Consider the following 23109-nt stretch of genomic DNA (forward strand, 5'->3'; position numbering starts at 1 on the left):
ACATGGTGGGAGCCGACTCTGTCGGCGATCCCGCGGCAGCGGGCCAGGGTGAGGCAAGCACCCATCGCCGACAGGGTCGGCTCCCACCAAGGAAGGCTCAAGGTTCCACGTTGCATACCGAGAAGCGCACGGGCAGTCCGAAACGATTCAGCGCGTGCAGAGCATCCGTCGTCAACTGCCACTCTATCGATGCGCCAAGGTTGCCGGCTTCGACTGTGCTGGCCATGAAGACGTCGATGAACACGTCATCGGCGCCTTGAATTTGTGCTGGACGGGCTGAAGGGTGAAGCATCGCGAGCAATTCGATGATGGTACCGCTCACATCAGCCGACTGGGTTCTGCGGGAAAGCTTCCATGTCGTCGTTGCATAAACGGGCCATTCGCGTCCCCGGATTTTTGGTTCGCCCCTTCGGCTCATCTTGCTTGGACCGACTCCTAAGACCCGAGAAACATCGTCAGCGTTGAGATCCCGTCCTTTCACGTACAGAGAAACTTGCAGCAAGGAATTTACTCCGCCACCTACCGCGTTCAATCGGGTGTCGAATTGCATACCGATATTCGCAATGACAGCCCGATTCGGGCCAATGTCGCGATACTCTCCGCACTCAACGAAAGGTCAACGGGCACTTCCAGGTCGTCGTGGGTCACGGTGTTCACGAGAAGAATGTCCAGATAGGCATCTTCGATCCCACTCACCTTATTTAGTGTGGCGTCCGCAGCCATTCTTTCAATCAAGCTTCCGATTGCGCCTTCGACATTCGCAGATGATGACGAAACCGATATTGTCCATATGTTCGTAAGGAAAAGGGCCGAGCGTTCGTTGTGCGGTACTTTCTTGTCACCCTTTCGGCGAACGTGATCAGGTGATGTGCCAAGGGATCGCGTCACCTCTTCGAGATCCAGTGACGGCCCTTTTACATATATTGATACATCCACGGTCGTCATTACTTCACATCCCCATCATTGAGGTTTCCGTGGATTTCTCCTTCAGGATCAACAATGTCTCCCGTGTCCGGGTTAACACCCCAATCCGCTCGACCGCCACGGTGTGTCGTGTCATCTTGCTTCACCTTATGGAAGCGTCGCGTCCCCACACTCTTACCAAGCCCGCTTCTGCGTCCCCATTCCGCCGCACCTTTATCGGCTGGCCAGAATCCTGGCGGAAGGCTATAGACAATATTGGGAGGGGAGACGCCGCAGCTAATCGAACCGTAGCAACTGTGATGATCGAACACCAATTCGTTGAAGCGGTTTGAATCGACAAAGAAGAGACCGGCCACCGCTGCCTGAGCAACGATCAGAGGGACAGGTACCAGCGTGACACGTGGTGAGGTGCGAACGGGCAACGTTGTTGGCGTTACGGGAATTACTGGTAGCGTGACCGCATCTTCCGGAGATGGAGAGGGCGTGGTCGGAGACGGCGTCTGAGGACACGGGGCCTGATCGGAACCACCCGCAGTCGAACAATCGTCCATACCAGTAGGATCGACATTCACCATGGGGCTGTTTGACGCGTACGCGTATCGGTTGATTCCGAACACGTCGCCAGGAGTTGGCTTGATGGGATCGATGCTGAGAAAGCGACCTATCTCCAGATCGTCATACCGTGCCTGCATGTATGAAAACGTAGATTCACTCTCCTCAATGTGACCGGCATACCCTGGTTGATTATCCGGTGCATCAGCAGCTGCCGGGCTTCCGTACGGGCGGTAATCGAACCGAGCAGTAACATTTCCGCTTGCATCCGTCGTTGCCACGACGTTGCCTTGTGGATCGGTCAAATAATAAGTGACCGTTTTTGTAGGAGCACTTTCAGCAAGCAATGGTGTAAGCAATAGCGCTCCCAAAACCAGGAATACCCATAGATTTAGTTTTCGAGCACGCGCTACCCACGTCGACCACGACGAACACTGATTCATCCCTGTTCCCCCTGCGTCGCCTCGTTCGCGACTGTTCAATGCCACCTTAATTTTCGATCTGTGTCAAGGAGCGGCAATCGCAACTAGTCCTGCGGCCCCGGCGCGATGACCTCGCGCTGGCCGTTGATGCCCATCGACGAAACGAGACCTGCCGCTTCCATGGCCTCGACAAGTCGTGCCGCGCGGTTGTAGCCGATGCGGAACTGGCGTTGCACGAACGAGATGGAAGCGCGACGCGAGCGGAGCACGAAAGCCGCCGCTTCGTCGTAGAGGGGGTCCAGCTCGGCGTCGATTCCGTCTTCGCCCGGTTCGCCGTCGATGGCTTCGCTGGCGGGACCGGCGAGGATTTCATCCTTGTAGTCGGGCTCGCCGAACTGCTTCAGCCACGCCACGATGCGATGCACTTCCTCGTCGGCGACGAAGGCGCCGTGGATGCGTTGCGGGTAGCCCGTGCCAGGCGGCAGGAACAGCATGTCGCCCTGGCCGAGCAGGCTTTCCGCGCCCATCTGATCGAGGATGGTGCGCGAATCGATCTTCGACGACACCTGGAAGGCGACGCGCGTGGGGATGTTGGCCTTGATCAAGCCCGTGATGACATCGACGGACGGCCGTTGCGTGGCGAGGATGAGGTGGATGCCCGCGGCGCGTGCCTTCTGCGCCAGCCGCGCGATCAGTTCCTCGATCTTCTTTCCGGCGACCATCATCAGGTCGGCCAGTTCGTCAATTACCACCACGATCATCGGCAACGTGTCGAGATGCTCGGGCACTTCCGGATGCGCGGGGAAGGGATTGAACAACGGTCTGCCAGCGGCCCGCGCCTCGCGGACCTTCTGGTTGTAACCGGCGAGGTTGCGCACGCGCAGGTCCGACATCACCTTGTAGCGGTTTTCCATTTCCGCCACGCACCAGTTCAACGCGTTGGCGGCGAGCTTCATGTCGGTCACGACCGGGGCGAGCAGGTGCGGGATGCCTTCGTAGACCGAAAGCTCCAGCATCTTCGGATCGATCATGATCATGCGCACGTCGTCGGGCGTGGCCTTGTAGAGCATCGACAGGATCATCGCGTTCACCGCGACCGACTTGCCCGAGCCCGTCGTTCCCGCCACCAGCATGTGTGGCGCCTTGGCCAGGTCGGCCACCACGGGCTCGCCGGTGATGCCCTTGCCCATGGCCAGCGTCAGCAACGAATCGGAATCGCGGTATTCCGCCGAATCGAGGATTTCCGACAAGGCGATCATCTGCCGATGCTCGTTCGGCAATTCCAGACCCATGCACGTCTTGCCGGGGATCGTCTCCACCACGCGGATCGACGTGCGTCCGAGACCGCGGGCAAGATCCTTCATCAAGGCGACGATCTGGTTGCCGCGCACGCCAACGGCAGGCTCGACTTCGTAGCGCGTGATCACCGGGCCGGCGGAAGCACCGACCACCTGCACCGGCACCTTGAATTCGCGCAGGCGCTGTTCGATCAGTTCCCCGGTATCGACCAGTTCCTGTTCGGAGATCGCGGTAGTGGCGTTGGCCGGCGCGGCGGCAAGCAGGGAAAGCGGTGGCACCGTGACGCCGCTCGTGTTCGTCGCTCGCAAAGGACGAACCGGCGCAAGCGCGACGATAGGCGTCGACTCCACGGGCATTTCGTCGTTAGCCGCGATCGCGAATCGCGACACGGGGGCGACCGGAACAGGCGCAACAGACGGCACGACGGCTGGAGTTACGGCAGGGGTGACCGATGGTGCGACTACTGGAGACACTGCCGGGGTAACCGATGGCGCGATGGCTGGAGTCACTGCTGCGCTGACTGACGGCGCGCTATGGAAAACATCGTCGGAATGCTTCTGCGAAACCACCTCGGCGACATCCTCGACCGGCATCGCGATGCCCCGACCCGTGGGGGCCGACCCTGTCGGCGATTCAAGCCTCGCCTCACGCTCCATGACATGGACAGCCACCTCGGAACCCGCCGCAGCCATCGTCTTCGGCGCCAGCCAAGGCTCCCGAATCACCGTGTCCGGCCGCGCCCGATGTCGCGGCGGCACCGGCGTGGCCACGGAAGGTCGCACGGATGGAGCAGGTTCGCGACGCGACGTTTCAACGCGAGGCGCGTGCGCTGCCGGTGCCTGACGTGAAGCGGCAGCCGTCGTTTTCCGCCGAACCGATGCGCGGTCCGGCCGGCGTACTGCGGGAACGGAGCGTCTGCCGGTCGCGCGCGGCGCGGCGCGGTTGAACAGACGACGTATTCCGCCAACGGCGAGGATGCCCAGCGGTTCGACCAGCGCGTTGCCGCGCACGAGGAAAGCGGACCAGGGAACGCCCAGATACCACGGCAAGGCGACCACGGCGGCGACGACGCAGAGCAACGCCGCAAAGCCCTGGAAGCCCGAGACGGCCCCTGCCAGCCAATGGCACAGCGCGCCTCCCACGGAGGGATCGTCCGTGTAGTGCGACAGGACGAGTCCTTCGAGCGTGGCGCTCGAAAGCAACACGAGCAGGAAGCCCGCCCAGAAGCGAATCGCACCGGGGCCGACGGTCGGCGGACGCCGCCGCCGGACCATCGCGACGCCGAGACGCCAGAGCAGGGGAAGCAGCCAGAGGGTGGACAGCCCGAAGGCACCGAACACGAAGGAGAGCATGCCTAACCGCGAGAACCTAGCGAGTTCTACAGTTTAGCGCGCATTCGTGCGCTGCCCAAACGGAAGTGATGGTAAGCCACTGTTCGTGTTGGAGAGCATCGCCGACAAGGTCGGCTCCCACCAGGTTGCTCCGGATCGCCGATGAATCGGCTCCCACAAGATTGCGGTTGCCTGCTCGGTGGGAGCCGACCCTGTCGGCGATTTCGCTACATCACACGCGATAGCGCGGTGCCACTTCCTTGCGCGAGAGGTTCGGCCCCATCGCCAGCCGCGCCGCCTCGAACGCCTTGTACTGCGCTTCATCCTGCAGCGGCGGAATCGTCACCACCTCGCCGCGGTCGTACCCGACCAGCGCCGCATCGACGAGGTCCGCCGTCTCCATCACCATGCCCGGAAGGAGCGCATCCACGTCCTTGCCCGACTTTTCCCAGATCTCCGAGCGCGTGGCGCCCGGCAACACGGCCTGTGCGCGCACGTTCGTGCCTTGCACCTTCGCCGCCAGGCTCTGGGTGATGTTGACCAGATGGGCCTTCGAACCGCTGTAGATGCCGTCGAACATTTCGGGGACGAAGGCCAGGACGGAGGCGATATTGATGATGCCGCCCTTATCGCGTGCCACGAAGGCCTTCGCGGCCGCCGCGGTCAACAAGGTGGGGGCGAGGATGTTCACGGTGATCAGCTTCTCGATGGGTTCGCTGCCGTTCTCTAGCAGGCTGCCGTCGAGCGACACGCCCGCGTTGTTGACCAGCAGGGTGATCGACGCGTCCTCGGCGAGACGGCGTTCCACGGCCGAGATGTCCTTGCGGTCGGTCAGGTCGGCGCGCAACACCTCGACCTTGCGGCCGGTGCGGGCGGTGATCTTCTGCGCCACCGCCTCCAGTCGATCCACGCGGCGGGCGGCCAGGATCAGGTCGTAACCGCGATCGGCCAAGCGCTCGGCATAGACCTCGCCGATGCCCGAAGAAGCGCCTGTGACCAGGGCCGTACCTTTGTTCTCAGTGCTCATGACGATGACTCCGTAGGGGTTACTTGCAAAGTGATAGTAACTAGGTTGCCCTACGATAGTGACTTCACTATCATAATGCAATGGACATCGACAAACTTTCTTCAGGCACCTGCGCGATCTCCCGGAGCCTCGCCCTGGTGGGCGATGCCTGGAGCGCGCTGATCCTTCGCGACGCCAGCCGCGGCATGACCCAGTTCGACCAGTTCCGGACCAGCCTGGGCATCGCGCCGAACATCCTGTCCCGTCGATTGAAGTCCTTGACCGAGGCGGGCGTATTGGAAAAGCGCCGCTACAGCGAACGCCCGCCGCGCGACGAATACGTGCTGACCCAGGCGGGCCGGGATTTCATTCCGATCCTCGCGGCCATGGGCGAATGGGGTCGCCGGTATAACGGCAAAGGCAAGCTCAGCCACCTCGTCAACGAGGAGACCGGCTGCCCGGTACGGGCCGTGGTGGTGGACGAAACGACGGGCAAGCCGCTCGGCGGGATAGCGATGCACCTGGAAATGCCTGACGGATCGCTGCTGGCATAGCGCAGGCGCCCGTAACGATTGCTCGCTATCCCCGGACGGCCCGCGCGTTCAGGCGTCGCTTCGACACACGGGCACGTCGAATTTTTCGCCCGGATCGCCGTGGCGTGACGCGACGATCGGGTGTTGCGCTCCCGTAAACCAGCGCTGCGCCGGCCACCAGCGTGGGATCACGGGATGCGTCGCCGGTTCCACCGCCTGTCCCGGCTCCGGAACCAGCACGTCGGCGTGGCTGCATCGAGCCGCCGCGAGAATGCGTTCCGGCGGTTCGGTCCACGCGTGATGAGCGAGCTTGATCAGCCCCCAGTGCACCGGGATCAATACGCGGCCACGAACCTCTTCGTGCACCAGCATCGCCTGCTCCGGGCCGAGGTGCCAGTCAGGCCACTGCGGGTCGTACTGGCCGGCCTCGATCATCGTCACATCGAACGGGCCGAGCCTCGTGCCCACGTCGACGAAGGTGTCATTGAGACCGGTGTCCCCGGAATAGAAGGCGCGATGAGCGGGACCGACGAGCGCGAAGCCCGTCCATAGCGTCTGGTCGCTCTGCGGCGAAAGGCGGCCCGATGCATGCCGTGAAGGTGTCGACACGATGCGCACATCGCCCACCTTCGCTTCCTGCCACCAGTCCAACTCCGTGATCCGGCCCTGCGGCACGCCCCAACCGATGAGATGCGCACCGACGCCGAGGGGCACGATGAAGCGCGCGCCACGAGCGTTCAGCGCCTGCACGGACGCGCGGTCCAGATGGTCGTAATGGTCGTGCGAGATCACGACCGCGTCGACGCGCGGCAGGCGATCGATCGGCACGGGAGGCGCGTACCAGCGCTTCGGGCCAAGCCAGGGGAAAGGCGACGGACGTTCGCTCCAGAACGGGTCCACGACGATGTTCACGCCATCGATTTCGACGAGCATCGACGAGTGGCCGAACCAGGTGACGCGCAGTCCACTCGCGGGCGGTTGCGTATAGACGGCTGAAGAATCGACCGTGGGTACCGGGGCATCGGGTTCTTCGCCCGGTTGCGATTCGAGCATCTGCAGGATGCCGCCCTTGAGGTTGCTGTACATCGGCAAGGGATTGGCGAAACGATCGCCGTGCCATTGCGGCGAACGGACGACATCCGCGACACGCGGATCGTTTGCTCCCGAACCGATGTTGGGCCACGCGGAGACCGCGGCGAAGACGAGAAAGGCGGTGAGCAGGCCGACGACGACGGCCAGATAACGGAGGAATCGTTTCAAGCCCGGAGTCCTTTGGGATTCGCCTGGACGATAGCGGGTGGGCCCGGGTTAGTCACCGCCAGGCGGTGCTCGCGACCGGGGCTATCCGTAGGAGCGGCCCCGGTCGCGAACGTCATTCGCCTCAGGCCGGCATGGTCGCCATGTCGATCACGAAGCGGTAGCGCACATCGTTCTTCGCCAGGCGTACGAAGGTCTCGTTGATCGACGCCATGTCGACCAGCTCGATATCCGACACGATGCCGTGCTCGGCGCAGAAATCCATCATTTCCTGGGTCTCGGCCATGCCGCCGATGGCGGAGCCGGCGATCGTGCGACGTGGGAGCATCAAGGCACCACCGATCATGCCGTCGATGGGCGTGAGCACGCCGACCAGCACCATCGTGCCGTCGAGCTTGAGCAGGTTGATGTACGGGTTCAGGTCATGCGACACCGGCACCGTGTTGAGCAGGAAATCGAAGCTGGCGGCAGCCGCCTTCATCGCTTCCGCGTCCGTCGACAGCAGCACGGCATCGGCGCCGAGGCGCTTCGCGTCCGCACCCTTGGACGCCGAGGTGGTGATCATGGTGACGTGCGCGCCCATCGCCTTGGCGAACTTCACGCCCATGTGGCCGAGGCCACCGAGGCCGACGACGCCCACCTTCTGGCCCGGGCCGACGTTCCAGTGGCGCAGCGGCGAATACGTGGTGATGCCGGCGCAAAGGAGCGGGGCGACGGCCTTCAGGTCGAGCTTCTCGGACACCTTCACCACGAAGCGCTCTTCGACCACGACATCGGTGGAGTAGCCGCCATAGGTCGGCGTGCTGCGATCCTGCTCCGTGCCGTTGTAGGTGAAGCTCGTGTGGTTCAGGCAGTACTGCTCGAGGTCGCGCTTGCACGACTCGCATTCACGGCAGGAGTCGACCATGCAACCGACGCCGGCGTAGTCGCCGACCTTGAACTTCTTCACCGCCGAACCGACGGCCTTCACCCGCCCGACGATCTCGTGGCCAGGGACCATGGGGTAGATGGAGTTGCCCCAGTCGTTGTGGGCCTGGTGCAGGTCGGAGTGGCAAATGCCGCTGTACAGGATCTCGATGTGGACGTCGTGGGCACCGACGTCGCGACGCGGAACCTTGAAGGGAACGAGGGGCGCCTTGGCCTGGGGGGCGGCGAATCCGCGGACTTCGAACATGGGAGTCATCCTCTTCTGGGGTGGTTCGGTAGCCGGTAACGATAAGGGTTCAACAATCGTTCCGGCCAACGGGGAATACGGGACGAATCGTTGAGTTATCCTTCACAATCATGCGACCCGACAACCTTTCCCATCTCGCGGCCTTCGCCGCGGTCGCCCGCCACGCCAGCTTCCGCAAGGCGGGGGCGGAACTCACCTTGTCCACGTCGGCGATCAGTTACGCGATCCGCGGGCTGGAAGAACGGTTGGGCGTCACCTTGTTCCACCGGACCACGCGCAGCGTCTCGCTGACCGAGGCGGGGCAGCGGCTGCTCGAACGGTTGCAGCCCGCGCTCACCGACGTGAACGAGGCGCTGGAGGAAATGAACAACTTCCGTGCGACGCCCGCCGGCACCTTGCGCATCAACATGCCCCGGGTCACGGCCCAGTTGCTGCTACCCGACCTCCTGCCCCGATTCCTCGCCACCTACCCGGATATCCACTTCGAAGCGGTGGATAACGACAGCCTGGTCGATATCGTCGCGCTCGGATTCGATGCGGGCATCCGCTTCCTCGAAGCGGTGCCCGAAGACATGATCGCGGTGCCGATCGGAGGCGAACAGCGCGGCGCGTGCGTGGCATCGCCGGAATACTTCGCCACGCACGGCATTCCGAAACATCCCAACGACCTCTTCCAGCACGACTGCATCCGCTTTCGCTTTCCCAGCGGGCGTCTCTATAAGTGGGAATTCGAACAGGGCGCCACCAAGCTCGACCTGGATGTGCGCGGCCGGGTCACCTTCGGCGACTTCCGCCTGTCCGTCGAGGCCGCCCTTACCGGCATCGGCGTGACCCTGGTGCTGGAAGACCAGGTGGCGGACCTCGTCCGCGAGGGGAAGCTGGTCCGCGTGCTGGAGGATTGGTGCCCTCCGTACCCGGGCTTCATGCTGTATTACCCGCGCCAGCGGCGGGTGACCTCGGCCCTGCGCGCGTTCGTGGAATTCGTCCGCGATGCCCGCTGGACGGTGGCGACCGACCGGGCAGCGGGCGTATCCTAGTCGGCATGCTGCGTCGCACCACGGCGATGCGCCCCTCGTCCCCGAGCCATCCATGACCTCTACCGCTCCCGTGATCGCCCCGGGCACGCCGCCCGTTCGCGCCCCCCACGTCGGCCTGGTGATCCTCGCCCTGGCCGTGGGCGGCTTCGCCATCGGCACCACCGAGTTCGCCTCGATGAGCATGCTGCCGTTGTTCGCGCAGGGGCTCGGCATCGACGCGCCCACGGCCGGCCACGTCATCAGTGCCTACGCGCTGGGCGTGGTGGTCGGCGCGCCGATCATGACGGTGCTGGGCGCGCGCGTGCCGCGGCGCAAGCTGTTGCTCATCCTCATGGCCATGTTCACGGTGTTCAATGGCCTCACCGGGCTGTCGCCGAACTATCACTGGATGCTGGTGTTCCGTTTCCTCGCTGGACTGCCGCACGGCGCTTACTTCGGCGTCGCGGCCCTGGTCGCCTCGTCGCTGGTACCGGCGAACCGCCGCACCCGGGCCGTCGGCCAGATGTTCCTCGGCCTGACCTTCGCCACGGTGGTGGGCGTGCCGCTGGCGAGCTGGCTCGGACAGGCGGTGGGTTGGCGATGGGCGTTCGCCTTGGTGGCCATACTCGGCATCGCGACGATGTCCGCCGTGGCGGTATTCGCACCCGAAGTCGCGGCGGACAAGGATGCCAGTCCACTACGGGAACTCGGTGCGCTGAAACGTCCGCAGGTGTGGCTCACCCTCGCTATCGGCGCCATCGGCTTCGGCGGCATGTTCGCCGTCTACACGTATCTGGCCGACACCCTCATTTCCGTCACGCACATGCCGTTGCACACCGTTCCCTGGGTCATCGGCATCTTCGGTGTCGGCCTGACCGTCGGCAACATGGTGGTGCCCGTCTTCGCCGACCGCGCGCTGATGCGCACCGCGGGCGGCTTGCTCGTGTGGAGCATGGTGATGCTGGCGCTGTTTCCGTTGGCTGCCGGCAATGTCTGGACACTCGGGCTCGACGTCTTCCTCATCGGTATCGGCGGTGCGCTGGGTACCGTGTTGCAGACGAGACTGATGGATGTCGCAGGCGATGCGCAGGGCCTGGCGGCGTCGCTGAATCACTCGGCGTTCAATACGGCGAATGCGCTGGGACCCTTCCTCGGTGGGCTTGCGATCGCGCACGGGTACGGTTGGACGTCGCCGGGGTGGGTCGGCAGTTTGCTGGCTATCGCCGGCCTGGCGATCTGGGCGGTGTCCGTCGCCAGCGAGCGCCGCGCTATCACCACCGCGCCAGAGCCCTGCTGATGCCCGACCGGGCGGCACGCTCGGTGGGAGCGGACCCTGTCCGCGATTCACCCCGCCTCATTTCCCGATACAAAACGAACTGAAGATCGCCCCGAGCAAATCGTCGGAAGAATACGTGCCGGTAATCTCGCCCAGCGCCCGCTGCGCATGATGCAGTTCTTCAGCGGCTAGCTCGCCCGCGTGGCTGTCGTGCAAGGCGATAGCCGCACGATCCAGATAGTCACGTACCGACTCGAGCGCCACGACGTGACGGCGACGCGCGCTGAAAGCGCCTTCGCCCGCTCCAGCTGTCGCCAGGTCGCGCAACATCGCGCGCAATCGATCCAGGCCTTCGCCCGTGCGTGCGGACAACCAGAGGGTTTCGTACCCGTCACGGCGTTCGCGATGGGCCACCGAGTCCGACAGATCGATCTTGTTGACGACGACGACGCGCGTCGCCTGACTTGGCGTGCCGTCGAAGAAGGCGAGGTCCTCGTTCGCATGCGCATCGTCCGTGACGAGAAGCGCGACGTCGCAGCGTTCGAGTTGTGCGCGAGCACGACGGATGCCTTCGCGTTCGACGACATCGTCGGACTCACGAAGACCCGCTGTGTCCGCCAGCTCGAAAGTGGCGCCGTCGATGCTCACCGACTCGCGCAACACGTCGCGGGTCGTACCGGGTATATCGGTGACAATGGCGCGCTCCTGTCCCGCGAGCGCGTTCAATAAACTCGATTTACCCGCGTTCGGGCGTCCCACGATGGCCACCACGATACCGTCGTTGAGCCGCACACCGCGGCGGGTTTCGACCAACAAGGCGTCGAGATTCGCACGCAGGCTCGCTAGGTTTCGACCGATCGCCGGGTCGGCGAGGAAGTCGATTTCCTCCTCGGGAAAATCGATGGCCGCCTCGATGTGCACGCGTAGCGCGATCAGTTCGCCGAGCAATGCGTCCACGCGCGCGGAGAACACGCCTTCCATGGATCGCAACGCGGCGCGCGCGCCCGCTTCGGACGTGGCGGCGACGACATCGGCCACCGCTTCCGCCTGGACGAGGTCGAGCTTGCCGTTGAGGAAGGCGCGCTCCGTGAACTCACCGGGCCGCGCAAGCCGGGCGCCGAGGGCTATCGTCCGGCGAAGCAGAGCGTCGAGCAGCACGGCGCTGCCGTGCCCTTGCAACTCGAGCACGTGTTCACCGGTGTACGAAGCCGGGCCAGGAAAATAAAGCAGGATGCCGCGGTCGATCAGCTCACCGTCGCCATCGCGAAACGCGGCGAAATGCGCATGACGCGGTATCGGTTCGCGTCCGAACATGGCGCGGGCGATCGCCGGCGCTTGGGGGCCCGAAACACGGACGGCGCCGACACCGGCCGCGCCGGCACCCGTGGCGATGGCTGCGATGGTGTCTTCACCGTGGTTCATGGCTTACCTGTCGATAGCGAAGCGGCGCGTCTTTCGACGCGCCGCCCGGTGATCACGCCGTCTTGGCCTTGATGTCGGCCCTGTCGACGCTACGGTTGATCCACCACTGCTGGAGCAGGCTGGTGGCGCCGTTCACGGTCCAGTAAAGCACCAGGCCCGACGGGAAGAAGGCGAAGAAGACACCGAAGATCAACGGCATCACCTTCATCATCTTGGCCTGGGTCGGGTCCATGCCTGCCGTCGGCATCATGCGCTGGGTGAGCAGCGTGACCAGGAAGTAGAGCACCGGCAGCACGTAGAACGGATCGGGCGCCGAGAGATCATGGATCCAGCCGAAGAACGGCGCATGACGCAGTTCGATGGATTCGGACAGCACGCGGAGCAGGCCGATGAAGATCGGGAAGGTGATCAGGATGGGCAGGCAGCCCGCCATCGGATTGACCTTCTCCTTCTTGTAAAGCTCCATCATGGCCTGCTGCATCTTCATGCGATCGTCGCCGTAACGCTCCTTGAGCGCGGCGACGCGCGGCTGCAGCTTGCGCATGCGCGCACCGGAGCGGAACTGCGCATCGGTGAGCTTGTAGAGCGCGGCCTTGATCAGCAACACGAGCAGGATGATCGCCACGCCCCAGTTACCGCTGATCGCATGCAACTGCGACAGCAACCAGTGCAGCGGCTGGGCGATGATCGTCAGCCAGCCGTAGTTGCTGGTCAGTTCCAGGCCCGGGGCGATCACATCGAGCGTGCCTTGCAGCTTCGGACCGATGTACAGGCGTGCCACGCTGTCCACGGCCTGGCCCGGCGCCACTTGGATGGTGGGGCCGAACGCACGCACGAGATAGCGCGGGGTGGCCGAGTTGGGATCGACGATGGTGCTGCTGTAGTTGACCGACTGGTCGGCCGGCGGGATCCAGGCGACGAAGAAGTAATGTTGCAGCATGCTGATCCAACCGCCGGTGATCTGGCGGTTGAGCGGCTTCTTGGCGAAATCGAGGAAGGGCAGCGATTCGAACTTGCTTTCGGGGCTGTACCACGCGGCGCCGAAGAAGCTGTGCTGGGCCGGATCGGTATAGGCCTTGAACCAGTTCACCTTCTCCGCGGGAACGCGCTGCAGCTGGTGATAGGCATTGCCCGTCCATGCCGCGCTCGTTCCGTTCTCCACGCGCTGGTCGAGATCGACCACGTAATCGGTACGTTTCAGGCTATAGCGCTTGATCACCTTGAGGCCCGACGGATCGGTCCAGGTGAGGTCGACGCTCACCGACTTCTCGCCGTCGGCCAGTGCGGCCTGGGTCTTCTCCGCATGGAACAACGCGCGGTGATCGGGCGCGGGGCCCGTATTGCTGACCAGGCCATCCTGGGCGGCGAAGAAATGCGCGGCCTCGTCGTCGAGCAGGCGTGCCGGCGGCGGGTTGGGATTCTTCTTGGTGACCGGCTCGTTCGGATAGGCCAGCAGTTCCGAACGGACGATGCTGCCGCCACGGGTGTCGATGGTCAGGCGGAGCACGTCGTTCGACAACGTGACCAGTTCTGCCTTGCCTTCCTCGGCGGGCGCGGTGGCGTCGCCCGGCACCTTGGCCGGCGCGGCGGCGCCGGGAATGCTGCTGTCCGTGTTCGGCTTGCCGGCGTCGGTCTGGGCCGCCGGCGTCGGAGCGGCCGGTTGGGGACCGTAGTCCTTTTCCCATTCCGTCCACAGCAGGTACGCCACGAACATGAGCGCGAAGAAGAGGAGCGTGCGCGTTTGATTCATTGCAGGGCCAGATCCGAATGGCGCCACGGCCGGATGGCCGGGAAAGGCGGGGAGGACGGGAAGGTCAACGCGCGATTGTGCCGTCGGCACCCTCGCGCTTCAACGGCCGGATACGGCGGAACAGCGCATCGAGCTCGGCCAGGAGCACCGCACCGGTCTCGTTGACCGCGCTGTCGCGGGCCATGACCAGGATATCGACGGGTGGCAGGGCGGGGCGTGCGTGGCGAAATGCCTCACGCGCCAGGCGCTTGATCCGGTTGCGGTCGACGGCGCGCTTGGAACAGCGCTTGGAGATCGCCAGGCCGAGCCGGGCGGTGTCGAGCTCGTTGTTTCCGAAGCGCAAAAGAAAACAGCGGCCGCCGAGGCGACCGCTGACTGTTCGCAACGCTGCGAAGTCGGCGGCGCGGCGAAGCCGCGCATCGCGCGGCAAGGCTGCGGCACGCACGACAGGCGAGCCGCTTACGGGATCAGGCGCTTGCGACCCTTCGCGCGGCGCGCGTTGAGGATCTTGCGGCCGTCGGCCGTGGCCATACGAGCGCGGAAGCCGTGGGTGCGGGCGCGCTTGAGCTTGCTGGGCTGGAAAGTACGCTTCATGGCGCTTACATCCGGGTGAAGATTGAATATGGCCGGAAAGTATGGCCGAGATTCGCGAGGACTGTCAACCGTTTGGGCACGGCGGCAAGCGAAAGGCCGCGGCTCGGCGGACCCGGGCGAGCGGGCGGAACGCTGGTAGACTTCGTCGTCCACCCCGCGCGCATGCGCCCTTTCTGTGGCAAGAATACCTGATGAGTGATCTCTGGAGACGCTGTCTCGAGCGTCTTGAAGGCGAATTGAGCGCCGAGGATGTCCATACCTGGCTGATGCCCCTGCAGCCCCGGGAGGATCCGACCGGCCTGTTCCTGTACGCGCCCAATCCCTATTCGTTGGATACGGTGCGCGAGCAATACCTGGTGAAAATCCAGTCGATCGTGGAACACCTGACAGGCCGCGCCCTGCCCGTGCGCCTGGAAGTCGGTTCGTCCGGCGGCCGCCCCGCGCCCATGCGCCCGGCGTCGGCCACGCACGTTTCCATGCCGGCATCGCCACGCGCGCCGGAAGCGGCGCCGGAACCGCCGCACGTACACAACCTCGATCCGCACTACACGTTCGAAACCTTCGTGGAGGGCAAGTCGAACCAGCTGGGCAAGGCCGCGGCGATGCAGGTGGCGATGAACCCCGGCCGCGCCTACAACCCATTGCTGCTGTACGGCGGCACGGGCCTGGGTAAGACGCACCTGATGCACGCCGCGGGCAACCTGCTGATGCAGAACAACCCGGGGGCCAAGGTGCTGTACCTGCGCTCGGAGCAGTTCGTCAGCGGCATGGTGAAGGCGCTGCAACAAAAGAACATGGACGACTTCAAGCGCCGCTTCCGCTCGGTGGATGCGCTGCTGATCGACGACATCCAGTTCTTCGCCGGCAAGGACACCACGCAGGAAGAGTTCTTCCATACCTTCAACGCCTTGTTCGAGGCGAAGCAGCAGATCATCCTCACCTGCGACCGCTATCCGAAGGAACTCGACAAGCTGGAACCGCGCTTGAAGTCGCGCCTGGGCTGGGGCCTGTCGGTGGCGATCGAGCCGCCGGATTTCGAGACGCGCGCGGCCATCCTGCTCTCCAAGGCGTCGGACAAGGGCATGGAAGTGTCCGAGGACGTGGCGATGCTGCTTGCCCGGCGCATCCGTTCGAACGTGCGCGACCTCGAGGGCGCGCTCAATACGCTCGCCGCCCGTGCCAACTTCTACCGCAAGCCGATCACCACCGACTTCGCCGAGGAAACCCTGCGCGACCTGCTGAACACGCATGCGCAAGCGGTCACCGTGCCGAACATCCAGAAGACGGTGGCGGACTACTACCAGGTGCGCCTCTCCGACCTGCTCTCCAAACGGCGTGTGCGCTCCCTGGCGCGTCCGCGGCAGGTGGCCATGGCGCTGTCCAAGGAATTGACCGAGCACAGCCTGCCGGAGATCGGGGAAGCCTTTGGCGGCCGCGACCACACGACGGTGCTGCACGCCTGCCGCACGATCCGCGGTTTCTGCGAGAAGGACGTGCGCATGCGCCAGGATTGGGAGCAGCTCATCCGTATATTGACGGGCTGAGAACCTGTGGATAATAGGTGGATGGATGGAGGACGGTTTTAAGGCCTGAAGTTATCCACAAGGCACCCACATGAAACCGCGTGTTCGGGCCAGTCGATATCTTTGATCAAGTCTTTGAAAAATAGATTCTTTTCGGACTTTTCAAGATATCCACCGGCCCTACAACTACCACTAATAAAATCTTAAAAACTTAAAAGCAGGAGTAGGGGACGCATGCAATTCAGCATCCAGAGGGAAGTACTGCTCAAACCCCTGCAGCAGGTGGTCGGCGTGGTGGAACGCCGCCAGACGCTGCCCGTGCTGGCCAACCTTCTGGTGCGCGCCTCCGGTAGCGAGGTGTCCTTCACGGGCACCGACCTCGAAGTGGAGATGATCGCCACCACCGCCGCCGACGGCGTGCAGGAAGGCGAGATCACGATCCCAGCGCGAAAGCTGTTCGACATCGTTCGCGCGTTGCCTGACGGCGCGAAGATCGACATCAAGTTGAACGGCGAGCGCATCGCGCTCAACGCCGGCCGAAGCCGCTTCACGCTGGCGACGTTGCCGTCGAGCGAATTTCCGACCATCGATGAAATCGAGCTGGTCGAACGGGTCACGCTGCCGGAAGAAGTCCTGCGCGACCTGATGGATCGCACCGCCTTCGCCATGGCGAACCAGGACGTGCGCTATTACCTCAACGGCATGTTGCTGGATCTGCAGGAACACACGCTGCGCTGCGTCGCCACCGATGGCCACCGCCTGGCGTTGAAGGAAACCAAGCTTGAAAGCTCGGTGTCCGCCCGCCGTCAGATCATCATTCCGCGCAAGGGCGTGAACGAACTCATCGGCCTTTTCGAGGCCGGCGAGGGTTCGGTCGAACTCGAGTTCGGTCGCAACCACCTGCGTGTACGCCGCGGCGGAGTCGTTTTCACCTCGAAGCTGATCGACGGCCGCTTCCCGGACTACGAGGCGGTGATCCCGCTCGGTGCCGACAAGACGGCGACGATCGAGCGTGACGTGCTGCGCAGTGCGTTGCAGCGTGCGGCGATTCTCTCCAACGAGAAGTACCGCGGCGTGAAGCTCGAACTGAGCCCCGGTCGTATCAAGATCGTCGCGCACAACCCCGAGCAGGAAGAGGCCCAGGAAGAAGTCGAGGCCGAAACCGTGGTCGACGATCTCGCCGTGGGCTTCAACGTGGGTTACCTGCTCGACGCGCTTGGCGCGCTGCGCGGCGACAAGGTCCGGATCAACCTGCGCGACGCCCAGTCGAGTTGCCTCCTGCAGGAAGAGGGCAACGAAGAAGCCCGCCATGTGGTGATGCCGCTTCGCCTCTGACCGGCAGGCACGTTAAAGTTCGGCCCACGACGCCGGGGATGTCTTCGACACCCCGGCGTCGTTCGTTTGGGATGGGAAAAGGCTGGGAATGAAGTTCGAGTCGTTGCGGATAGCCGGATTGCGTTGCATGGAATCGGTGTCGTTGACCCCGGCACCAGGGATCAACGTGTTCGTGGGCCCGAACGGCGCCGGGAAAACCAGCGTGCTGGAGGCGGCCTATCTGCTGTCGCATGGCCGTTCGTTTCGTGCCGGCTCCCGCGATGTCCTGTTGAAGCGAGGATCTAACGCTCTTTCGGTCTTTGCCGAGGTGCGTTCCGAAGACGGCCGGACGCGCCGGCTCGGCCTGGGTCGTGAAGGAGGGCGTTGGCAGGCTCGTGTCGACGGTGATTCCGCCGCATCGCTTGGTGCGCTGGTTCAGGAATGCGCCGTCGTGTGCTTCGAGCCGGGGTCGCACGACCTGATCGCGGGAGCCTCGGACGAACGCCGCCGGTTCCTCGACTGGGGCATGTTCCACGTGGAACATGCTTTCGTGAACCAGTGGCGCCGGTACCAGCGGGCACTGAAACAAAGGAATGCGCTGCTTCGGGCCGGTGGGCCGCTGGACGGGGGACTCCTGGAACCGTGGGAAGCGGAGTTGGCCGCTGCGGGAGAGGGCATAACGGCTTTCCGGCGAGGGTACCTGGATCGGTTGATCCCTCACGTCCGTGAATTCACGACGAATGTTCTCCCGGAACTCGGCGACTTCTCCGTCCGCTATCGGCCTGGCTGGGACGAAGCGGCTGATCTGGCCACGACATTGGCCGAACGACGGCTGCGCGACTTGGGGAGGGGCCACACCACGGTCGGGCCGCATCGTGCGGACTTCTCCATCGCGTTCGAACAGGCGCCATTGCGCGAACACCTTTCCCGTGGGCAGGAAAAACTGTGTGCCCTGGCTTGCTTGCTAGGGCAGGCCTCCCTCCATGCCGAAATCCGCGGAGAATGGCCTGTCGTCTGCCTCGACGACCTTGCATCCGAGCTCGATCGTACCCATCAAGAGTGGGTTGTCGCGCAGCTTCTGGGCCGCGACGCTCAGGTCTTTATCACGGGTACCGAGATCCCGTCCGCCCTTGCCGACCAGTCCGTCACGATGTTCCACGTGGAACAGGGTGTGGTCACGGCTTTGCTATAATCGACCGACTGTCCCGAAGCTTTTCCGCGCCGCATCGGGACCGCTCTCTGGCGCCATCACCAGGCATCGCATGAACGAACCTCTCGATCCGACGAATTCGAACGCCTATGACTCCGGCAGCATCAAGGTCCTGAAGGGCCTGGACGCGGTCCGCAAGCGTCCAGGCATGTACATCGGCGACACCGACGACGGTACGGGTCTGCACCACATGGTGTTCGAAGTCGTCGATAACGCCATCGATGAAGCCCTTGCCGGCTACTGTGACTACGTCACCGTCACCATCCACCAGGATGGCTCGGTCAGCGTGGCCGATAACGGCCGCGGCATTCCGGTCGATACCCATCCTGAAGAGGGCAGGTCCACGGCTGAAGTGGTCATGACCGTGCTTCACGCGGGCGGTAAGTTCGACGCGAACTCCTACAAGGTCTCCGGCGGCCTCCATGGCGTCGGCGTCTCGGTGGTCAATGCGCTCAGTTCCCGGCTCTGGCTCACCATCTGGCGCGAAGGCAAGGAACATCGCCAGGAGTACGCCCACGGTGAACCGGTCGCCCCCATCGCCGTCTTCGGCGACACGAGCCGTCGCGGCACCATGGTGCGCTTCCTGCCCAGCCCGGCCACGTTCACCAACAACATCGAATTCCATTACGACATCCTGGCGAAGCGCCTGCGTGAGCTGGCCTTCCTCAACTCGGGCGTCACGATCGAACTGGTCGACGAGCGCAACGAGCGAAAGGACATCTTCGCGTACGAAGGCGGCATCAAGTCCTTCGTGCAGCACCTGGCGCAGCTGAAGACCGCGCTGCACCCGACCGTCATCAGCTTCAGCTCGCAAACCGACGGCATTACCGTCGAACTGGCGATGCAATGGACGGACGCGTACCAGGAAACGATGTTCTGCTTCACCAACAACATCCCGCAGCGTGACGGTGGTACCCATCTCACGGGTTTCCGCGCCGCGCTGACGCGAACCTTGCAGAACTACATCGAGAAGGAAGGCCTGGCGAAGAACGCCAAGGTCGGCCTGTCTGGCGACGACATGCGAGAAGGCATGATCGCCGTCCTCTCGGTGAAGGTGCCGGATCCGAAGTTCTCGTCGCAGACCAAGGACAAGCTGGTCTCCAGCGAGGTGAAGACGGCGGTAGAGCAGGTCATCAACGAGAAACTCGCCGAGTTCCTCCTCGAACACCCGGCCGAGAGCCGCAACATCGCCTCCAAGGCGGTCGACGCCGCGCGTGCGCGCGAAGCGGCCCGCAAAGCCCGCGAGATGACCCGCCGCAAGGGCGCGCTCGACATCGCGGGCCTGCCGGGCAAGCTCGCGGATTGCCAGGAGAAGGATCCGGCACTGTCCGAACTGTTCCTGGTCGAGGGTGATTCCGCAGGTGGCTCCGCCAAGCAGGGTCGCAATCGTCGTACGCAAGCCGTGCTGCCGTTGAAGGGCAAGATCCTCAACGTGGAAAAAGCCCGCTTCGACAAGATGATCTCGTCCGCCGAAGTCGGCACCTTGATCACCGCGCTGGGCACGGGCATCGGCAAGGACGAATACAACCCGGACAAGCTGCGTTACCACCGCATCATCATCATGACCGACGCGGACGTGGACGGTTCGCACATCCGCACGCTCCTGCTCACCTTCTTCTACCGCCAGATGCCCGAGTTGATCGAGCGTGGCCACGTCTACATCGGCCTGCCGCCGCTGTACAAAGTGAAGCAGGGCAAGCAGGAGATGTACATCAAGGACGACACTGTCCTCAATGAGTACCTGATCGCCAGCGCCGTGGACAACGCGTCGCTGACGCCGGAAGAGGGCGCTCCCGGCATCGATGGCGTGACCCTCGAGAAACTGTTGCGCGACTATCAGGTTTCGCTCGACCAGATCGCACGCCTCAGCCACCGCTTCGACACCGTAACCCTCACGGCGATGATCGAGCATGTGCCCATGGACGACGGGCTGTGGTCCGATCCGGCGCGCATGCAGGCATGGCTCGACGGTATCGCCCAGCGACTCAGTGCCAGTGGCCTGGGCAAGCCGACCTATGCCTTGCGTTTCCGTCCGGCCCTGAACGAGCAGCAAGGCGCGGCCATCGAGGTCGAGCGCATGCAGCATGGCCTCAGCCACACGTGGATCATGCCGCAGAGCTTCTTCGGCGGTACCGAGTTCCGCGCGATCCAGTCCATCTCGCAGCAGCTGGCCGAACTGGGCCTGCAGCCCGGCGCCGTGGTGCGCCGTGGCAATGCCTCGCGTGGCGTGCTCAGCTTCGCCGAGGTGCGCAACTGGCTGCTCGACGAAGCCAAGAAGGGCCGCACCATCCAGCGCTTCAAGGGCCTGGGTGAAATGAATCCGGAGCAGCTATGGGAAACCACGGTGAATCCGGAGACGCGCCGCATGCTCCAGGTGGGCATCGAAGATGCCGTCGCGGCCGACCAGATGTTCTCGATGCTGATGGGCGAGGCGGTGGAACCCCGCCGTGATTTCATCGAGGCGAATGCGCTCAAGGTCGCCAACCTGGACATCTGAGGACGCTCTACCACGCCAGTGGAAGGGACAGGAACGCCCGGTCGGCAGCGACCGGGCGTTTTTTTGTGTTCCGTCACATTTCCGCGTAACGGGGATGAAAATGCCGTTTTCAAGGCAACCTTTTACCTAGAAATCTGTAAGTCCCAACATTCTCCTAACAAGTGATTGTTTTATTTGAAATTTTTTCTTGCACTGCGACTTGTTCTTAGGAATCGAATCGGGTTAACCTCTGTAGTCCCCCGGAGCACGTCACTGTGCGACGACTCCTTCAACAGAGGTCAGTCAATGAAACAGGGTTCCTTCATCAAGATGGCGCTCGCTACCGCGATCGCACTTTCCCTTGTCAGTGGCGCCGCGGTTGCCCGCGATACCGCTTCCAAGGAAAAGAAAGAAGCGCTGTATCCGAATGCCACCCGCACGGAGCCCAAGCTCGACCTCAAGAGCGAGAAAGACCAGAAGGCCATCAACGAAGGCCTGGACGCCGCCAACAATGGCGAGAAGGACAAGGCGCTGCAGATCCTGCAGCCGCTGGCCGACGGTTCGGGCACGAGCAGCAAGTACGCACAGGCGCTCGCGCTGCAGGGCATCGCCAACCTCAAGTACAACGACGGTGACGTGAAGGGCGCGATCACCACGCTGAAGCAGGCGCTCGATATCGGCGTCATGCCGAACGACACCTACTTCCAGCTCAAGTACATGTACGTGCAGTTCCTCGTCGCCGACGAGCAGTACGCCCCCGCACTGCAGGCACTGCAGGAATGGCGCACCGAAGGCAAGAAGGAAACCGCCGACTCGTACGGCCTCGAGGGCAACATCGACTACCGGCTCGAGAAGTACCCGGAAGCGATCGCCGCGATCACCAAGGCGAAGTCCATGCCGGACGCCAAGCCGCAGGGTTCGTGGGACCAGATCCTCGCCGCCAGCTATGCGGAGACCGGCCAGGGCGACAAGGCCGCCGATCTCGCCGCCGCCGAACTGGCGAAGAACCCGAACGATCCCACCGCGCTGAACAACGCCGCCTCGGCCTTGATCCAGGCGCAGAAGTATCCGGAAGCGATCTCGCTGATGGAGAAGGGTCGTGCCGCCGGTGCGTTCAAGGACGAGAAGCAGTACGTGAACCTCGCCAAGGTCTACCTGATCGACGGCCAGGACCACACCGACCGCCAGGAAGCCAACGCCGCGAAGGCTGGCCAGGTGCTCGAGGACGGTCTCGCCAAGGGTGTCGTGAAGCCGAGCGCCGAGGTCTACAAGCTCCAGGGCGATGCCGCGATCACCGGTGGCAACACGAAGGCCGCGTTGGCCGCTTACCAGAAGGCCGCGCCGCTCGCAAAGGATGGCGAGGTGACGCTCAGCGTCGCGCGCCTCCAGCTACAGGAAAACAAGTACGGCGAGGCCAAGAAGGCCGCGACGGACGCCATCAGCAAGGGTGTGCAACATAAGGGTCAAGCCTACATGGTGCTCGCGGAAGCCGAGCGTGGTCTGAAGAACAAGCCGGGTGCCATCGCCGCCATGAAACAGGCAGCGCAGGATCCGGAAACGTCTGCCAAGGCCAACGCCTGGTTGAAAACCGCAGGTACCGGCAAGTAAGTGCTTGTAAAGTCCCAGAAGGGGGGCTTGTGAACAGCCGTAAATCCTCCCTTCAGGTGTCTATACAAACACCAAATGCTGGTGTAACTTGCATATCTTTCCGCTTGCAGAAACCTGCGTTTTCGGCAATGTCAACACGCCGAGCGCCGGAAGAGCAGTGCGGGCTCACTTCCGCTTGATTAGCTCTTGATAGTGACTGATGGCCTCAAGTAACGAATCAACCGGCCAAGCGCCGTTCAGTTGGGGGCGCACAAGTGCGTTGGCAGTAGCCATTGCACTGCACTCGTTTGCCTTCCTGCTGCTGGTCGCGCCCATGGCGCCGCCGAAGTCGCAGGAAAAGCAGAAAGAGAAGGTGGTACAGGTCGATTTCATCGAACCGCCGCCGACACCTCCGCCGCCGGCCCCACCGCCGCCGGCTGTCG

General features: G+C 63.6%; 20 protein-coding genes. 8 read left to right on the forward strand and 12 right to left on the reverse strand.

Annotated elements, in window-relative coordinates; all coding sequences use genetic code 11:
- Positions 1 to 97: 97 nt before the first annotated feature.
- The 5 genes from ACR9ZJ_RS07570 to ACR9ZJ_RS07590 all read right to left on the reverse strand — a co-directional run bounded on the left by ACR9ZJ_RS07570 (position 98) and on the right by ACR9ZJ_RS07590 (position 5555).
- Positions 98 to 550 carry a DUF4279 domain-containing protein gene (locus ACR9ZJ_RS07570; RefSeq protein WP_481287397.1) on the reverse strand — a complete coding sequence of 151 codons (453 nt, stop codon included), beginning with the start codon at positions 548 to 550 and terminating at the stop codon, positions 98 to 100.
- A complete protein-coding gene (locus ACR9ZJ_RS07575; protein ID WP_481287398.1) occupies positions 529 to 945 on the reverse strand; it encodes a DUF4279 domain-containing protein in 417 nt (138 codons plus the stop codon). Before ACR9ZJ_RS07575 ends, ACR9ZJ_RS07570 begins: the two co-directional genes overlap by 22 nt.
- Positions 945 to 1919 carry an RHS repeat-associated core domain-containing protein gene (locus ACR9ZJ_RS07580; RefSeq protein ID WP_481287399.1) on the reverse strand — a complete coding sequence of 325 codons (975 nt, stop codon included), beginning with the start codon at positions 1917 to 1919 and terminating at the stop codon, positions 945 to 947. The genes ACR9ZJ_RS07575 and ACR9ZJ_RS07580 overlap by 1 nt, the downstream gene beginning before the upstream one ends.
- An 83-nt stretch (positions 1920 to 2002) precedes the next feature.
- Positions 2003 to 4549 (reverse strand): FtsK/SpoIIIE family DNA translocase, encoded by a 2547-nt coding sequence (locus ACR9ZJ_RS07585; protein WP_481287400.1) that lies wholly within the window; start codon positions 4547 to 4549, stop codon positions 2003 to 2005.
- A gap of 211 nt (positions 4550 to 4760) precedes the next feature.
- The gene (locus ACR9ZJ_RS07590) at positions 4761 to 5555 is read right to left on the reverse strand and encodes an SDR family NAD(P)-dependent oxidoreductase (protein ID WP_481287401.1); all 795 of its coding nucleotides are present in this window, start codon (positions 5553 to 5555) and stop codon (positions 4761 to 4763) included.
- Positions 5556 to 5635: 80 nt separating this feature from the next.
- Between ACR9ZJ_RS07590 and ACR9ZJ_RS07595 the strand changes: the two genes are divergently transcribed.
- On the forward strand, positions 5636 to 6088 hold the full coding sequence (locus ACR9ZJ_RS07595) for a winged helix-turn-helix transcriptional regulator (RefSeq protein ID WP_481282039.1): 453 nt from the start codon (positions 5636 to 5638) through the stop codon (positions 6086 to 6088).
- A 48-nt stretch (positions 6089 to 6136) separates the two neighbouring features.
- Here ACR9ZJ_RS07595 and ACR9ZJ_RS07600 read toward each other — a convergent pair whose 3' ends face one another.
- Together ACR9ZJ_RS07600 and ACR9ZJ_RS07605 are read right to left on the reverse strand one after the other, a co-directional pair.
- Entirely contained in the window at positions 6137 to 7327 is a 1191-nt protein-coding gene (locus ACR9ZJ_RS07600; RefSeq protein ID WP_481287402.1) for an MBL fold metallo-hydrolase, read from the reverse strand.
- Between the two features lie 121 nt (positions 7328 to 7448).
- The gene (locus ACR9ZJ_RS07605) at positions 7449 to 8498 is read right to left on the reverse strand and encodes an NAD(P)-dependent alcohol dehydrogenase (protein ID WP_481282037.1); all 1050 of its coding nucleotides are present in this window, start codon (positions 8496 to 8498) and stop codon (positions 7449 to 7451) included.
- 110 nt (positions 8499 to 8608) lie between these two features.
- Between ACR9ZJ_RS07605 and ACR9ZJ_RS07610 the strand changes: the two genes are divergently transcribed.
- Both ACR9ZJ_RS07610 and ACR9ZJ_RS07615 read left to right on the forward strand, forming a co-directional pair.
- The gene (locus tag ACR9ZJ_RS07610) at positions 8609 to 9535 is read left to right on the forward strand and encodes a LysR family transcriptional regulator (RefSeq protein WP_481282036.1); all 927 of its coding nucleotides are present in this window, start codon (positions 8609 to 8611) and stop codon (positions 9533 to 9535) included.
- A 52-nt stretch (positions 9536 to 9587) separates the two neighbouring features.
- The gene (locus ACR9ZJ_RS07615; RefSeq protein ID WP_481287403.1) at positions 9588 to 10811 is read left to right on the forward strand and encodes an MFS transporter; all 1224 of its coding nucleotides are present in this window, start codon (positions 9588 to 9590) and stop codon (positions 10809 to 10811) included.
- A 57-nt stretch (positions 10812 to 10868) separates the two neighbouring features.
- Here ACR9ZJ_RS07615 and mnmE read toward each other — a convergent pair whose 3' ends face one another.
- From mnmE to rpmH, 4 genes are all read right to left on the reverse strand, one after another.
- Complete coding sequence (gene mnmE / locus ACR9ZJ_RS07620) at positions 10869 to 12212, reverse strand: tRNA uridine-5-carboxymethylaminomethyl(34) synthesis GTPase MnmE (protein WP_481287404.1); 1344 nt, start codon at positions 12210 to 12212, stop codon at positions 10869 to 10871.
- 52 nt (positions 12213 to 12264) lie between these two features.
- Positions 12265 to 13962: a membrane protein insertase YidC gene (gene yidC, locus ACR9ZJ_RS07625; protein WP_481287405.1), complete on the reverse strand. Its 1698-nt coding sequence runs from the start codon at positions 13960 to 13962 to the stop codon at positions 12265 to 12267.
- Between the two features lie 64 nt (positions 13963 to 14026).
- Positions 14027 to 14407 (reverse strand): ribonuclease P protein component, encoded by a 381-nt coding sequence (rnpA, locus tag ACR9ZJ_RS07630; protein ID WP_371024373.1) that lies wholly within the window; start codon positions 14405 to 14407, stop codon positions 14027 to 14029.
- A 14-nt stretch (positions 14408 to 14421) separates the two neighbouring features.
- Positions 14422 to 14556 carry a 50S ribosomal protein L34 gene (rpmH, locus tag ACR9ZJ_RS07635; protein ID WP_008211413.1) on the reverse strand — a complete coding sequence of 45 codons (135 nt, stop codon included), beginning with the start codon at positions 14554 to 14556 and terminating at the stop codon, positions 14422 to 14424.
- Positions 14557 to 14747: 191 nt separating this feature from the next.
- Here rpmH and dnaA point away from each other — a divergent pair, with 191 nt between their 5' ends.
- The 5 genes from dnaA (at position 14748) to ACR9ZJ_RS07660 (ending at position 22687) form a co-directional block, all read left to right on the forward strand.
- The gene (gene dnaA / locus ACR9ZJ_RS07640; protein ID WP_481282032.1) at positions 14748 to 16100 is read left to right on the forward strand and encodes a chromosomal replication initiator protein DnaA; all 1353 of its coding nucleotides are present in this window, start codon (positions 14748 to 14750) and stop codon (positions 16098 to 16100) included.
- Between the two features lie 213 nt (positions 16101 to 16313).
- Positions 16314 to 17414 carry a DNA polymerase III subunit beta gene (dnaN, locus tag ACR9ZJ_RS07645; RefSeq protein WP_481282031.1) on the forward strand — a complete coding sequence of 367 codons (1101 nt, stop codon included), beginning with the start codon at positions 16314 to 16316 and terminating at the stop codon, positions 17412 to 17414.
- Positions 17415 to 17502: 88 nt separating this feature from the next.
- Complete coding sequence (gene recF, locus ACR9ZJ_RS07650) at positions 17503 to 18585, forward strand: DNA replication/repair protein RecF (protein ID WP_481287406.1); 1083 nt, start codon at positions 17503 to 17505, stop codon at positions 18583 to 18585.
- A gap of 70 nt (positions 18586 to 18655) precedes the next feature.
- Positions 18656 to 21100 (forward strand): DNA topoisomerase (ATP-hydrolyzing) subunit B, encoded by a 2445-nt coding sequence (gyrB, locus tag ACR9ZJ_RS07655; RefSeq protein WP_481282029.1) that lies wholly within the window; start codon positions 18656 to 18658, stop codon positions 21098 to 21100.
- 285 nt (positions 21101 to 21385) lie between these two features.
- Positions 21386 to 22687 (forward strand): tetratricopeptide repeat protein, encoded by a 1302-nt coding sequence (locus ACR9ZJ_RS07660; protein WP_481287407.1) that lies wholly within the window; start codon positions 21386 to 21388, stop codon positions 22685 to 22687.
- Between the two features lie 165 nt (positions 22688 to 22852).
- Here the strand turns inward: ACR9ZJ_RS07660 and ACR9ZJ_RS07665 are convergent.
- On the reverse strand, positions 22853 to 23109 hold a 257-nt coding region (locus ACR9ZJ_RS07665; protein WP_481287408.1), incomplete at its 5' end, for a hypothetical protein.

This window comes from Luteibacter sp. KNZ12-1A, assembly GCF_056755675.1.

What these genes read in the sequence shown, in the direction of transcription:
- mnmE (WP_481287404.1), bottom strand. Translation starts at nt 12,212, where the DNA reads ATGAACCACGGTGAAGACACCATCGCAGCCATCGCCACGGGTGCCGGC.
- ACR9ZJ_RS07580 (WP_481287399.1), bottom strand. Translation starts at nt 1,919, where the DNA reads ATGAATCAGTGTTCGTCGTGGTCGACGTGGGTAGCGCGTGCTCGAAAA.
- yidC (WP_481287405.1), bottom strand. Translation starts at nt 13,962, where the DNA reads ATGAATCAAACGCGCACGCTCCTCTTCTTCGCGCTCATGTTCGTGGCG.
- gyrB (WP_481282029.1), top strand. Translation starts at nt 18,656, where the DNA reads ATGAACGAACCTCTCGATCCGACGAATTCGAACGCCTATGACTCCGGC.
- ACR9ZJ_RS07595 (WP_481282039.1), top strand. Translation starts at nt 5,636, where the DNA reads ATGGACATCGACAAACTTTCTTCAGGCACCTGCGCGATCTCCCGGAGC.
- ACR9ZJ_RS07660 (WP_481287407.1), top strand. Translation starts at nt 21,386, where the DNA reads ATGAAACAGGGTTCCTTCATCAAGATGGCGCTCGCTACCGCGATCGCA.
- ACR9ZJ_RS07615 (WP_481287403.1), top strand. Translation starts at nt 9,588, where the DNA reads ATGACCTCTACCGCTCCCGTGATCGCCCCGGGCACGCCGCCCGTTCGC.
- ACR9ZJ_RS07575 (WP_481287398.1), bottom strand. Translation starts at nt 945, where the DNA reads ATGACGACCGTGGATGTATCAATATATGTAAAAGGGCCGTCACTGGAT.
- ACR9ZJ_RS07610 (WP_481282036.1), top strand. Translation starts at nt 8,609, where the DNA reads ATGCGACCCGACAACCTTTCCCATCTCGCGGCCTTCGCCGCGGTCGCC.
- rpmH (WP_008211413.1), bottom strand. Translation starts at nt 14,556, where the DNA reads ATGAAGCGTACTTTCCAGCCCAGCAAGCTCAAGCGCGCCCGCACCCAC.
- ACR9ZJ_RS07605 (WP_481282037.1), bottom strand. Translation starts at nt 8,498, where the DNA reads ATGTTCGAAGTCCGCGGATTCGCCGCCCCCCAGGCCAAGGCGCCCCTC.
- ACR9ZJ_RS07570 (WP_481287397.1), bottom strand. Translation starts at nt 550, where the DNA reads ATGCAATTCGACACCCGATTGAACGCGGTAGGTGGCGGAGTAAATTCC.
- recF (WP_481287406.1), top strand. Translation starts at nt 17,503, where the DNA reads ATGAAGTTCGAGTCGTTGCGGATAGCCGGATTGCGTTGCATGGAATCG.
- dnaA (WP_481282032.1), top strand. Translation starts at nt 14,748, where the DNA reads ATGAGTGATCTCTGGAGACGCTGTCTCGAGCGTCTTGAAGGCGAATTG.
- dnaN (WP_481282031.1), top strand. Translation starts at nt 16,314, where the DNA reads ATGCAATTCAGCATCCAGAGGGAAGTACTGCTCAAACCCCTGCAGCAG.
- ACR9ZJ_RS07585 (WP_481287400.1), bottom strand. Translation starts at nt 4,549, where the DNA reads ATGCTCTCCTTCGTGTTCGGTGCCTTCGGGCTGTCCACCCTCTGGCTG.
- ACR9ZJ_RS07590 (WP_481287401.1), bottom strand. Translation starts at nt 5,555, where the DNA reads ATGAGCACTGAGAACAAAGGTACGGCCCTGGTCACAGGCGCTTCTTCG.